13 protein-coding genes are annotated in these 12,920 nt (G+C 70.8%); 12 read left to right on the top strand and 1 reads right to left on the bottom strand.

Translation table 11 applies throughout. The features are described 5' to 3' along the window. Positions 1-158: 158 nt before the first annotated feature. From J2Y42_RS03690 to J2Y42_RS03655, 8 genes are all read left to right on the top strand, one after another. Positions 159-638, top strand: coding sequence for a CinA family protein (locus tag J2Y42_RS03690; RefSeq protein ID WP_309855168.1), 480 nt, complete (start codon positions 159-161; stop codon positions 636-638). After that, positions 635-1,171 (top strand): DUF6328 family protein, encoded by a 537-nt coding sequence (locus J2Y42_RS03685; RefSeq protein ID WP_309855167.1) that lies wholly within the window; start codon positions 635-637, stop codon positions 1,169-1,171. The genes J2Y42_RS03690 and J2Y42_RS03685 overlap by 4 nt, the downstream gene beginning before the upstream one ends. A 74-nt stretch (positions 1,172-1,245) precedes the next feature. Then, entirely contained in the window at positions 1,246-1,581 is a 336-nt protein-coding gene (locus tag J2Y42_RS03680; protein ID WP_309855166.1) for an Lsr2 family protein, read from the top strand. Positions 1,582-1,661: 80 nt separating this feature from the next. Beyond that, positions 1,662-4,034 carry a nitrate reductase gene (locus J2Y42_RS03675; RefSeq protein ID WP_309855165.1) on the top strand — a complete coding sequence of 791 codons (2,373 nt, stop codon included), beginning with the start codon at positions 1,662-1,664 and terminating at the stop codon, positions 4,032-4,034. Then, a complete protein-coding gene (locus tag J2Y42_RS03670) occupies positions 4,031-4,492 on the top strand; it encodes a hypothetical protein (protein WP_309855163.1) in 462 nt (153 codons plus the stop codon). The genes J2Y42_RS03675 and J2Y42_RS03670 overlap by 4 nt, the downstream gene beginning before the upstream one ends. Before the next feature lie 10 nt (positions 4,493-4,502). Further along, positions 4,503-5,039, top strand: coding sequence for an HPP family protein (locus J2Y42_RS03665; protein ID WP_309855161.1), 537 nt, complete (start codon positions 4,503-4,505; stop codon positions 5,037-5,039). Next, on the top strand, positions 5,036-5,890 hold the full coding sequence (locus J2Y42_RS03660; RefSeq protein ID WP_309855158.1) for a DUF6457 domain-containing protein: 855 nt from the start codon (positions 5,036-5,038) through the stop codon (positions 5,888-5,890). Before J2Y42_RS03665 ends, J2Y42_RS03660 begins: the two co-directional genes overlap by 4 nt. Continuing rightward, positions 5,887-7,050, top strand: coding sequence for a molybdopterin molybdotransferase MoeA (locus J2Y42_RS03655; protein WP_309855156.1), 1,164 nt, complete (start codon positions 5,887-5,889; stop codon positions 7,048-7,050). The genes J2Y42_RS03660 and J2Y42_RS03655 overlap by 4 nt, the downstream gene beginning before the upstream one ends. Before the next feature lie 49 nt (positions 7,051-7,099). Here J2Y42_RS03655 and J2Y42_RS03650 read toward each other — a convergent pair whose 3' ends face one another. Beyond that, positions 7,100-7,996, bottom strand: a complete 897-nt coding sequence (locus J2Y42_RS03650; protein WP_309855154.1) for a glucose 1-dehydrogenase — start codon at positions 7,994-7,996, stop codon at positions 7,100-7,102. A gap of 288 nt (positions 7,997-8,284) precedes the next feature. Here J2Y42_RS03650 and J2Y42_RS03645 point away from each other — a divergent pair, with 288 nt between their 5' ends. The 4 genes from J2Y42_RS03645 (at position 8,285) to J2Y42_RS03630 (ending at position 12,899) form a co-directional block, all read left to right on the top strand. Continuing rightward, positions 8,285-9,286, top strand: a complete 1,002-nt coding sequence (locus J2Y42_RS03645) for an SIS domain-containing protein (protein WP_309855153.1) — start codon at positions 8,285-8,287, stop codon at positions 9,284-9,286. 10 nt (positions 9,287-9,296) lie between these two features. Continuing rightward, a complete protein-coding gene (locus tag J2Y42_RS03640) occupies positions 9,297-10,220 on the top strand; it encodes a PfkB family carbohydrate kinase (RefSeq protein ID WP_309855151.1) in 924 nt (307 codons plus the stop codon). A gap of 35 nt (positions 10,221-10,255) precedes the next feature. Then, positions 10,256-11,350 carry a LacI family DNA-binding transcriptional regulator gene (locus J2Y42_RS03635; protein ID WP_309855150.1) on the top strand — a complete coding sequence of 365 codons (1,095 nt, stop codon included), beginning with the start codon at positions 10,256-10,258 and terminating at the stop codon, positions 11,348-11,350. 226 nt (positions 11,351-11,576) lie between these two features. Next, positions 11,577-12,899 (top strand): extracellular solute-binding protein, encoded by a 1,323-nt coding sequence (locus J2Y42_RS03630; RefSeq protein WP_309855148.1) that lies wholly within the window; start codon positions 11,577-11,579, stop codon positions 12,897-12,899. Positions 12,900-12,920 lie beyond the last annotated feature (21 nt).

Raw genomic sequence — 12,920 nt, 5'->3', positions numbered from 1 at the left:
CCACCCACCACACGAGAGAAGGAGCGGACATGTCCGACCCCCAGAACACCGAAGGCGACCGCCACGACGAGAACACCGAGGCGGAGCAGCAGATCCTCGACAAGCCGTCGCAGGCGGAAGGCGACGAGGGCGACAGCGACAACGGCTAAGGTTCCTGCATGACGACGGAGAACGACACCGACCTCGGCGAGACGATCGCCGACCTCGCCTCCTCCGCCGGCGTCACCATCGCGGTCGCGGAATCGCTGACCAGCGATGCGATCGCCTCGGCCCTCGGCGCGTCGCCGCAGGCGGGCGACTGGTTCGCCGGCGGGGTCGTCGCCTACTCCGAGCACGTCAAGTTCGACGTGCTCGGAGTGACGCCCGGCCCCGTGATCACGGCCGAGTGCGCCGAGCAGATGGCGTCGGGCGTCGGGAGGCTGCTCAGCGCCGACCTCGTCGCCGCGGTCACCGGCGCGGGCGGCCCCGGGCCCGAGGAGGGCAAGGAGGCGGGCACGGTCTTCCTCGCCCACGGCCGGCCGGCCGCACCGCAGGTCGAGGAGCTCCACCTCGACGGCGACCCCGAAGAGGTGGTCAAGGCCACCGTCGACAAGGCGCTGGCGGCTCTCGCGCGAGACCTGGAGGCGCAGCGACCATGAGCAGTGATGAGGTATGGGAGGCGCCGGAGGGCGAAGGCGCGGACGTCGATCCCGGCGACGGGCGCGACGAGACATCCGCGCAGCGAGCGGACCGCAACTGGAACGAGCTGCTGCAGGAGTTCCGCGTCTTCCAGACGGGCACCCAGATCCTCGCCGCGTTCCTGCTGACCCTGCCGTTCCAGCAGCGCTTCGCCCAGCTGGCGCCGTTCGACGTGGTGGTCTACCTCGTCCTCGTCTTCCTCGCGGTGATCGTGACGCTCCTCGCCCTCGCGCCGGTCGCGCTCCACCGCCTCCTCTTCCGGCAGAAGGCGAAGACGGAGCTGGTCGGGCTCGGCAGCAAGATCCTGATCGTCTGCCTGGCGGCCGCATCCCTGCTGTTCACGGGCATCGTCCTGTTCATCGTCGACTTCCTGCTCGCGCCGCCCGCCGGCATCATCGCGGCGAGCTGCGTCTTCGTCGTGCTCATCGTCATCTGGGTGGTGCTGCCGCTGGTGATCCGGGCTCAGCGAAGGGCGCACGTCGCCCGTCGCTGACGCGCGCCTCACCGGTAGGCTTCGCGACAAGCGCACCCGCGGGTGCATCCCATCGACGAAGTGGCGGGACCGATATGGCCAAGCGAGTCACCTACCAGTTGATCGACGACCTCGACCAGTCCGTCATCCCGGAGGGCGAGGGCGAGACGATCGAGTTCTCGCTCGCGGGCGTTCAGTACGTCATCGACCTGTCCTCCGAGCACGCAGACCAGTTGCGGGCGGACTTCGCCAAGTGGATCGAAGCCGCCGGTCGCAACGACGCCCCCGCATCGGACGCCCCGCCGTCGCCGGACGAGCGCCGGGCCATCCGGGAGTGGGCGCGCAAGAACGGCGTCGAGGTCGGCAGCAGGGGCCAGATCCCGCGGGATGTCGTCGACGCGTTCCGCACCGGGCGACCGCTCGCGCGCTGAGCCGCGCGCCGTGCCCGCGCACAACGGTTGCGAGTGCGCAGGGGCTTGAAGCCGCGGCCAGGTGAGCCGACAGTGGCTGCATGGACCAGCCGACGACGGTTTCCGCCGGGGATCGCTCCCGGATCGACGACATCTGGGGTGAACGCACCCCCTTCGCCCGCGGTGGCCGCTGGCCGGACCGCGCCGACCTCATGCTGCAGGACGGCCTGACCGAGAACGACGTCGACCACTGGGTGCGCAGCGCCTGCGTGCTGTGCAGCAACGGGTGCGGATGCGACATCGCGGTCAAGGACGGACGGATGGTCGGCATCCGCGGCCGGGTCGACGACCCGATCAACCACGGCCGGCTCGGACCGAAGGGCCTCTACGCCAGCTGGGAGGGGATGCGCGGGCGCGACCGCTTGACGCATCCGCTCATCCGCCGTGACGGCGAGCTCGTGCCGGCGACGTGGGACGAGGCCATGTCGGCGATCGTCGACCGCAGCCGCGCGTTGCTCGACGACGCGGGGCCGCTCAGCCACGGCTTCTACACCTCCGGCCAGCTGTTCCTGGAGGAGTACTACGCGCTCGCCGTGATCGGGAAGGCCGGGATCGGCACCCCGCACATGGACGGCAACACCCGGCTCTGCACGGCGACGGCGGCATCCTCGCTGAAGGAGACGTTCGGCGCGGACGGCCAGCCGGGGTGCTACGAGGACATCGACGAGTGCGACGCGATGTTCCTCTGGGGGCACAACCTGGCGGCGACGCAGACGGTGACCTGGGCGCGGGTCCTCGACCGGCTCGCCGGACCCAACCCGCCGCGGCTCGTCGTGGTGGACCCCCGACGGACGGCGACGGCCGAGAAGGCCGAGGTCCACCTCGCCCTCCGCCCGGGCACGAACCTCGCCCTCCTCCTCGCGCTCGAACGCGAGCTCATCGAGAACGGCTGGATCGACGAGCAGTACGTGGCCGCGCATACCGTCGGCCTCGACGAGCTGACGGGTCAGGTGGCGGAGTGGACGCCGGAGCGTGCGGCCGAGGTCTGCGGGGTGCCTGCGGACGACATCCGCCGGGCTGCCCGCATCTTCGCCGAATCGCCGCGGGTGCTCTCGACGGTGCTGCAGGGGTTCTACCAGGCTCCGCAGGCCACGGCGTCATCGTGCCAGGTCAACAACCTGCATCTGCTGCGCGGGATGATCGGGCGGCCGGGCGCGGGCATCCTGCAGATGAACGGGCAGCCGACCGCGCAGAACAACCGCGAGTGCGGCGCCGACGGCGACCTTCCCGGGTTCCGCAACTGGGAGAACCAGGAGCACGTGAACCAGCTCGCCGAACTGTGGGGCGTCGACCCGCTCGTCATCCCGCACTGGGCGCCGCCGACCCATGCGATGCAGCTGTTCCGGTACGTCGAGCAGGGCTCCATCCCGTTCCTCTGGGTCTCGGCGACCAACCCGGCGGTGTCGCTGCCGCAGCTTCCGCGCATCCGGGAGATCCTGGCGAAGCCGGATCTGTTCCTCGTCGTGCAAGACCTGTATCTGACCGAGACGGCCGAGCTCGCCGACGTCGTGCTCCCGGCCGCCGGCTGGGGTGAGAAGACGGGCACCTTCACCAACGCGACCCGCACCGTGCACCTGTCGGAGAAGGCGGTCGAGCCGCCGGGCGAGGCACGCGCCGACCTCGACATCTTCCTCGACTACGCCAGGCGCATGGACTTCCGCCGCAACGACGGAGCGCCGCTCCTGGAGTGGGAAGGGCCGGAGGATGCGTACCGGGCCTGGCAGGAATGCTCCCGCGGACGCCCCTGCGACTACACGGGCATCTCGTACGACGACCTGCGGCGGGAGTCCGGCATCCGCTGGCCGCGGCGTGAGGGCGAGACCGAGAGCGTCACCCGGCTGTACGCCGACGGCGACTTCCCGTCGCATGCCGACTACTGCGAGAGCTTCGGTCACGACCTGCTGACCGGCGCGACGGTCGGCGAGGAGGCGTTCCGGGCGCTGCGGCCCGACGGGCGCGCGATCCTCAAGTCGGCGCCGTACTCCGGACCGCACGAGCCCCCCGACGACGAGTACCCGCTCCAGCTGACGACCGGGCGGAGCCCGTACCACTTCCACACGCGCACCAAGACCGGGCGGAGTCCCGAGCTGGTCGACGCGGCACCGCACGTCTGGGTGGAGCTGTCGGAGGTGGATGCGGCCTCGCGCGGCATCGGCGAGGGCGATCTCGTCGAGGTGGTCTCGCGGCGCGGCCGGCTGGTCGCGCCGGTGCGGATCGGGAAGGCGCGCGCCGGGACGGTGTTCGCTCCCTTCCACTACGGCTACTGGGATGCGCCGCCCGGCGCCGAGGAACGCCGCCCGACCGCCGCGAACGAGCTGACGGCGACCGAGTGGGATCCGGTGTCCAAGCAGCCGGTCTTCAAGTCCGCCGCCGTGCAGGTCCGTCGGCTCGAGGGAGCGGAGGACGCATCGTGAAGCTGCCCGTCTACCTCACCCTGCTCGCCGAGTCCGAATCCACCCTCGCCACGTCGTTCCGGCAGGTCGCCGACGCCCACGGCGACGAGCCCGACGTCCACTTCCTCTGCCTGACGCTCGCCCAGCAGTGCGAGAGCCACAGGGAGAAGCTCGACCCGGTCATCGCCCGGTTCGGCGGCGCGGCCACCGACGACGAGCCGGAGCGCCTGCACGCCGACGCCATCGAGGAGCCCCGGAGCGGCCCGCTCGGCCTTCTCCGCGACCTGCAAGACCTCTACCTGCTGGCCCGCCTCACCGATGTGACCTGGACGATGGTGAAACAGGCGGCGCAGGCGCTCCAGGATGCGGAACTCCTGGAGGTCATCACCGGATGCGAGCACGAGACGTCGGTGCAGCTGCGCTGGCTGATGACCCGGATGAAGCAGGCGGCGCCGCAGGCGCTGATCGCCGCGAAGTGAGGAGCCTCCGATGAAGCCGTCCCTGCTTTCGCGCGTCTCCGAGCGGGCCGGATCGGCGGGGGCCGGTGCGTACACCGCCGTGCTCTCCCTCGTCGTGCTCGCCGCGTCCGGTACCATCGGGCTCGTGCTCAGCTCGCCGTGGCTGTTCCCGAGTCTCGGGCCGACGGTCATGCTCGTCTTCGGCGCGCCGGAGCATCCCTCCTCGCGTCCGCTGAACGCTGCGGTCGGCCACGCCGTCGCGCTCGTCGCCGGGGTGGCCTGTCTGTTCCTGTTCGGGATGAACGGCAAGCCGTCCGCGCCATCCGCCGGCCTGTCGACGGGATACGTGCTCGCCGGTGCGCTCTCCGTGGCGATCACCGCGTTCGTCCTGCATGCGCTCAAGCTGCAGCATCCACCGGCCGGCGCCACGACGCTGATCGTCAGCCTCGGCGTCATCGCCACCCCGCTCGGCATCCTCTCGATGGCGGCCGCGATCGCGTTCACCATCATCGCCGGCTGGGGCATCAACTGGGCGCTCGGTGAGCGTCCGCCCGGAGCCGTCCGGTGACGCGACGGGAGGCCGTCATCGTCGTGGCCGGTGGCCGGTCTACCCGATTCGGCTCGGACAAGCTTCGGCACAGGATCGACGGCCGCACCCTGCTCGAGCGCACGGTCGCCGCCGCTGCCGGAGCGGACGTGGTGGTGCTCGTGTCCGCTGCCGGCGCCGGCGGCACTCCCGACGGGGTGCACGTCACGGTCTCCGAGAACCCGCGGTGGGGAGGACCGTGCGCGGCGATCGGGGCGGGGGTGGATGCGCTGGTCAGCGGACTCGCGGACGGGGCCGACGACGCATCCGCCGATGTGCTGATCGTCGCCGCCGACCTGGCCGACCCCGACGCCGCGCTCGCCGCCCTGCGCGAGATCGAGGCGGGCGTGCTCACGGATGAGTCGGGCGGCCCGCAATGGCTTCTCGCACGTGCGCCGGTCGCCGAGCTCGCCCGCCGGGTCGCCGAGTTGCGCCGGGAGCGGGGCACGCTCGACGGACTGCCTGCGGCGGCCCTTCTCGGCAGTATTGAGGGGCGGCACCCCGCGCCCGCGCGCATCCACGCCGACATCGACACGCCCGAAGACCTGCCCGACCGCGCCGACCTGCCGGAACGGCCCGAACAGAGGAGCTCACGCATGGAACCGTCCGAACTCGACGACTGGGCCGACGAGGCGGCGGCAGCGGTGGGCGTCCAGCTCGAACCGGGCGACATCGCGGCCGTGCTCGACCTCGCGCGCGACGCCGCCCACGGCATCGCCCGACCGGCCGCGCCGCTGACCACCTTCATCGCCGGCATCGCGGTCGGTCGCAACCAGCCGCTCGCGGAGGCCGTCGCAGCGCTCAACGCGGCGATCGAGAAGCGATCGTCGTGACCGCGTGGCGCGACGCCCGGGCGATCGCGAACGATCTCGGTCGCGAGACGCCGACGCGCGTGCTCCGGGTGCCGGTGGGTCGGGCGGCCGGTCTGACGCTCGCCGCCGATGTGCGCTGCGAGCGGCCGCTGCCGCCGTTCGACAACTCCGCCATGGACGGCTGGGCGGTCGCGGGCGACGGACCCTGGCGCGAAGGCGACCCGGTGCTGGCGGGCAGCATCCCTCCGACCCTTCCGTTGCAGCCCGGCGAGGCGCGACCGGTCGCCACGGGCGCACCCGTTCCTCCCGGAACGGCGACGGTCGTGCGGTCGGAGCACGCGGTGCGCCTGGAGGACGAGCCGCAGATCGACGCCGACCCCGCTCCCGGCCCGGGCAGCCACATCCGTCGGGCGGGCGAGGAGGCCGCGCCGGGCGATGTCGTGCTGCGCACCGGCGCTGTGCTGTCGCCCCCGGCACTCGGGCTGCTCGCGGCGTCGGGAGTCGAGCAGGTCGACGTCTCCGCACCGCCGCTCGTCACGTTCGTCGCGATCGGGGACGAGCTGACCGGGTCGGACCCGACGCCTGGGCGCGTCACCGACAGCCTGACCCCGATGATGCCGTCGCTGCTCGCCGCGGTGGGAGCCCGCTGCGCGACCACCGCACGCGCCCTCGACCGCACGGCCGACGTCGCTGCGGCCATCCGCCGGGCGCGCACCGAGACGATCATCACGTCCGGTGGGACCGCGCACGGGCCGGCCGATCCGGTACGCGACGCGCTCGCGCGGCTGGAGGCCCGCGTCCTGATCGACGGCGTGCACCTGCGACCCGGCGGCTCGCTGCTGCTCGCCCGTCTGCCCGACGGTCGCCACGTGCTGTCGCTGCCCGGGAATCCCCTCGCCGCCGTCGTCTCGCTGCTCGTGGTCGGGTGGCCGCTGGTGCGCGGGAGGCTCGGGCGGCCTGCTCCCGGTCTGGAGGCTGTGCCGGCGGCGATCCCGCCGGAAGCGATCCCGACGGCGGGCGGCCCCGACCGCGCCATCGCCTGCGTCGTCGATGGCGGAGCGCTCGCTCCGGTGCCGTACCAGCGCTCCGGGATGCTGCGCGGCGTGGCGACGGCGACCCGGCTCGCGATCGTCGGCTCGGACGACGCTGCCGTCCTCCGCCTGCCCTGGGCCTGGCACTGACGCAGGCGCGCGGACGCCGGGCGAGCCGACGGCCCGCCCGGCGCACCGGTCACGGAGTGGGCATGCCGCCCGTCACGGAGAGCGTCTCGCCGATCACGTAGCTCGACTCGGGCGACGCGAGGAAGACGTACGCGGGGGCGAGTTCGGCGGGCTGGCCGGGACGTCCGAGCGGCGTCTGCTCCCCGAATTCGGGGATGGCCTCGGCCGGCTGTCCCTTGCTGACCTGAAGCGGGGTCCAGATCGGGCCGGGAGCCACCGCGTTGACGCGGATGCCCTTCGGCGCGAGCTGCTGCGCGAGAGCCTTCGTGAAGGCGTTGATCGCGGCCTTCGTCGTCGCATAGTCCACGAGCTGCTCGCCCGGCTGGTACGCCTGGATCGACGTGGTGTTGATGATCGTCGCCCCCGCCGGGAGGTGCGGCAGCGCCGCGCGCGTCAGCCAGAACATCGCGTAGACGTTGGTCTTCATCGTGTGGTCGAACTGGTCGTCGGGGATGTCCGTGAGGCTCTCCATGGAGATCTGCTTCCCGGCGTTGTTGACCAGGATGTCGATGCCGCCGAGCTCATCCAGCGCTCGCTTCACGATCTCGTCGCTGAACGCGCGCTCCTTGAGGTCGCCCGGGATGGTGACGGCCGTGCGGCCGGCGTCGCGGATGAGGCCGGCGATGCGCTGCGCATCCTCTTCCTCCTCCGGGAGGTAGACGAGCGCCACGTCCGCGCCCTCGCGCGCGAACGCGATCGCGGTGGCGGCGCCGATCCCGGAGTCGCCGCCCGTCACGATCGCCTTTCGGCCGGTGAGGCGGCCGGTGCCGACGTAGCTGTCCTCGCCCAGGTCGGCGCGGGGGCTCAGGTCGCTCTCGAGACCCGGCTCGGGCACCTGCTCCTCGTCGGGGGAGATGCTGGGGTAGCGGTCCACAGGGTTGTCGAAGGTGTACTGGTTCTCTGGCATGCCCCCACGCAATCACCGCGCGCGCGTGCGTCCAGGGGGCTGCGCGCGCCCGCATCCCGGGGTACGCCCCCTCCCCTCCCCCTCCCGCCCTCCTTCTTCGTCGAAGTGCACGTTGTGGCGCATTCCCACGGCGTGTCGACCGCAACAACGTGCACTTCGGCGAAAAGGGAAAGAGAGGGCCGGCACGAGAACGGGAGAGGGGAGGGGGTGTTGCGGAAGGAGTCGGGCTGTGTCACGATTGAGACGAATTGATACCGGTACCAAAAACGGATCGGTGGAGGGAGACACATGCTGGGCTTCAACGAAGAGGAATTCCTGGAGCAGGTGCGCAGCACCGTCGCGCTGCGATCGCAGATCGAGGAGCTGGCCGAGCGCGTCAGCGCCGGGCGCTGGAAGAACATCTACTTCATCGGCGCGGGCGGCACCTACGCCGCGGCGCTGCCGTACGAGCGTTTCTTCCAGACGCGCTCGTCGTTCCCGGTGCGCGCCGTCATCGGCAAGGAGTTCATCCTCGCCCCGGACCCGCAGTTCGGCCCGGACTCGGTCGCGATCTTCGCCTCCGTCTCCGGCACCACCGAGGACATCATCGACTGCGTCGAGTTCGCCCGCGAGAAGGGTGCGCTGACCATCGGCTTCACCGGCCAGGCCGACAGCCCGATCGCCTCCGCGGTCGACGAGGTGCTGCTCTCGGCGCCCAAGGCGTGGCCGTTCGACGTCCAGTTCCTCACCTTCGGCGCGAAGCTCCTCTCGCTGCGGGGCGAGTTCGACGGCTACGACCGCCTGGTGAAGGATCTCGAGGCGATCCCCGAGGCGCTCGTCTCGGTCACCGAGCAGGCCGACCCGATCGGCAAGGCGTTCGCCGAGAAGCACGCCGACACCGACTACCACTTCCTGACCGGCTCGGGTCAGCTGTGGGGCTTCACCTACCTGTACTCGATGTGCATCCTCGAGGAGATGCAGTGGCTCACCACCACGCGCGTCCACGCGGCCGAGTTCTTCCACGGCTCGCTCGAGCTCATCGAGAAGGACACCAGCATCCTGGTCTTCGCCGGCGAGGATGAGACCCGCCCGCTCACCGACCGCGTCATCGCCTTCGCGAACGAGTACAGCGACGACGTCACGGTGATCGACACCAAGGACTACGAGCTCCCGGGAGTGAGCGACGAGTTCCGCGGGCTGCTGGCCCCGATCGTCGCCGACGCCGTCGTCGACCGCTTCAGCAAGCACCTCGCCCAGGTGCGCGACCACTCGCTCGACCTGCGCCGGTACTACCGCGTCGTGGCGTACTGAGCGGGCGCCGATGAGCACGGTGCGCGTCCTCGGTCTCGGGGACAACATCGTCGACCGGTTCGTCGACCGCGGGGTCGAGTACCCGGGAGGGAACGCCGTGAACGTCGCGGTGTTCGCCCGGCAGCTCGGCGCCGAGGCCGCGTACCTGGGGGTGTTCGGCGACGATGAGCAGGGGCGCTTCGTGCGGCAGGCCATCGAGGACTGCGGGGTCGACACCTCGCGGTCCTCGGTGCGCCCGGGCCCGAACGGCGTGACCGAGATCGAGACGGTCGACGGCGAGCGGAGGTTCCTCGGGTGGAACCACGGCGGCGTCACCCTGAGCGATCCGGTCCGGCTGGGGGAGGACGACGTGCGCTACGCATCCGGCTTCTCCCTCATCCACTCGAGCGCCTACTCGGGCGTCATCCCGGAGCTGCCGAAGCTGGCGGCGACGCGGACCCTGCGCTCGTACGACTTCTCGTCCGAGCCGGAGTACCGCACCGGGGAGTACCTGGATGCGGTGGGCCCGTGGATCGACCTGGCACTGGTGTCGCTCGGCGAACTGTCGCGCACGGACACCTGGGCCGAACTGCGGCGGATCGCCTCGCACGGCCCCTCGCTCGTGCTGGGGACCCAGGGGGATGCCGGCGCCGTGCTGTTCGACGGCGATGCGTACTACTACTCCGACGCGGCTCCCGTGCCCGGTCCGTTCGTCGACACGATGGGATGCGGCGACGCCTACGTGAGCGCGTTCGTGGTTGAATTGCTGCGATCCGGCTGGCGCAGGAATGCCCGGCCCGGTGGCGCGGCGCTGCATCGGTCGATGCGGCGTGCGGCACAGTTCGCCGCCCGGCAGTGCACGGTCGAGGGTGCGTTCGGTCACGGGCGTGCCGTCGACGAGGCGGCGAGGACGGTCGGTTCGCTTCCGCCGGTGGCGGCGGGCGACGTGGGCTGAGGGCGTGAGCCGCCCCGGATCAGGAAGGGGTGGCGATGTCCACGGAGCGCGACCACCGCATTCCCTCGCCGACGATCTCGGAGGTGGCGGCGGCCGCCGGCGTCGGGCGGGCGACGGTCGCCCGGACGCTCGGCGGCTACGGCTCGGTGAGCCCGAAGACGCGGGATCGCATCCTCGCCGTCGCGAAGGAGCTCGGCTACCGCCCGAACACGATCGCGCGCAGCATGACGACGGGCGAGACCCGCACGCTGGGCGTCGTTCTCGCCGACGTCGGCAACCCGTTCTTCGCCGGCGTGCTGCGCGGCATCACGGACGCGGCCCGGCGGGCCGACTACGACGTGCTCGTGCTGAGCACGGACGAGGACCTGCAGCTGGAGGCGGCCGCGATCGACGTGCTCGTCGACAAGCAGGTCGACGGGATCGCACTGGCGCCGGCCGCCGGCCGCAGCGCCGAGCTGGCGCACCTCGACATCGTCGCGAAGCGCGAGATCCCGCTGGTGCTGCTCGACCGCCTGGTGGACACGGTGGATGCGGACGCGGTCGTCATCAACAACCGCGAGGCATCGCGCCAGGCCGTCATGTCGTTGATCGACAAGGGCCACCGGCGCATCGCATTCGTCTGGGGCCCGGTCACGACCGAGCCGGCCGCGGACGCCGACGACCTGCGGCGCATCATCGACCACGCCCTCTGGAGTGACGGCGAGCGCCTGCTCGGGTACCTGGACGCGCTCGAGCTGGCCGGCATCCCCTTCGACACCTCGCTGGTGACGCACGTGCTGAAGAACGAGTCGCAGGCGACGAGGGCGGTGCTGGGGATGCTGTCGCTGTCGGATCCGCCGACCGCGATCTTCGCGACCGAGACGGATGCGCTGACCGGTTCGCTGCGCGCCCTGCGGCAGCGCGGGCTGCGCTGCCCGGAGGACGTCTCGCTCATCGGCTTCGACGACAGCTCGTGGGCGAGCGTGATGACGCCGCCGATGTCGGTGGTCGCCCAGCCGATGCACCAGCTCGGCGAGCTCACCGCCGAGTGCCTGCTGGCCCGGGTCGCCGGGAGCGACGCCCCTACGGCCACGCACGTCCTCGAGGCCGACTTCGTCGAGCGCGCCTCCGTCGCTCCGCCCCGCCGCTAACCCCTCCCGCGCCCTCCCCTCACGCGATTTGCGCCAAATCGCGGTTATCGCCGACCCATAACCGAGATTTGGCGCAAATCGTGCACGGGCGGGGGATGCCACTATTGGGCAGTGTTGATACCGGTACCAAAATCACGTATAGTCGTCGCAATCGGTCGCCGAGAGCGACCCACGATCCAAAGACGGGTCAGCGGACACCCCGACCGCACGACCCGCACGACGGGAGATGAGCGTGAAGAAGACCAGGACCATCACGGCAGCGGCAGCGGGTGTCATGGCGCTCGCACTCACCGCGTGCTCCTCCGGCGGCGGCGGCTCGGCCGACATCACCGCGAAGCCGGACTACTCCGGCAGCATCAGCATCCTCACCGCCGCAGCGGGCGACCCGCTGGGCTCGTACTTCGAGAACCTGGTGAAGGATTACAAGAAGCTCCACCCCGACGTGAAGATCACCCTCGCGCAGGAGACCGACGACAACGCGATCAAGGACAAGGAGAAGGTCCTCATCGGGTCGCAGTCCCTGCCGGACATCTACTTCAGCTACGCCGGCAACTGGGGCGAGAACTTCGCCGCCAACGGCCTGGCCGTCGACCTCAGCTCCGTCATCGCGCCCGGCACGACCTGGGGCGACACCTTCGGCGAGGGATCCCTGAACGCGTTCAAGTACGACGGCAAGTACTACGGCATCCCGCAGTACGTCGACGGCAAGTTCATGGGCTACAACAAGAAGATCTTCGCCGACCTCGGCCTCGACGTGCCGAAGACGCTCGACGAGCTCATCTCCGACTGCTCGACCATCAAGGCCGCGGGCATCGTCCCGATCGCCTTCGGCAACAAGGACGGCTGGCCGGGCCTCCACTACCTGGGTCAGCTGTTCGCGTACGACGTCCCGCAGAAGACGCTCGAAGCCGACCTGCTGCCGAAGACGGCGAAGTACACCGACGACGGCTACGTGGAGGGCATGAAGCAGTTCCAGGAGCTCGTCACCCAGTGCACCGGCGACGCCTCCAACTCCAACGGCGTCACCTACACCACGGCCCAGCAGCAGCAGGCAACGGGTAAGGCGGCCATGTACTACCAGGAGCTCATCGAGTTCGACTCGGTGAACACGAAGGACAGCCAGCTCAGCAAGGACGGCTTCGGCATCTTCCAGCTCCCGGCGCCCGCCGACGCGAAGGGCGACAGCTCGACGCTCGAGGCGGCTCCGGAGGGCTACATGATCAACAAGAAGAGCAAGAACGCCGCCCTCGCCCTCGACTTCATGAAGTTCGTCATGAACAAGAAGAACGCGACGACGCTGTCCTCGCCGCCCTACGGTCAGCCGAGCGCGGTGAAGGATGTGGTGACCGACCAGATCGCCACCCCCGCCGTGGCGGAGGGCACGAAGCTCGTGAACGACGCGAAGTCCACCGTCGTGTGGCTGGACATGGCCAACGTGCCCGATGTCGGCGACGCATGGGTCTCCGTCTCCGAGGGCCTCGTCTCCGGCAGCCTCACCCCCGAGGCCGCGCTGAAGGCCGTGCGACAGGCGTCCGAGAAGGCGAAATGACCACGACGCAGGCGCCCCGGC

The organism is Leifsonia sp. 1010 (genome assembly GCF_031455295.1).
Lineage (GTDB): Bacteria > Actinomycetota > Actinomycetes > Actinomycetales > Microbacteriaceae > Leifsonia.
Note: the sequence above shows the minus strand (reverse complement) of the source record. Positions and strands in the feature narration are given on the sequence as shown.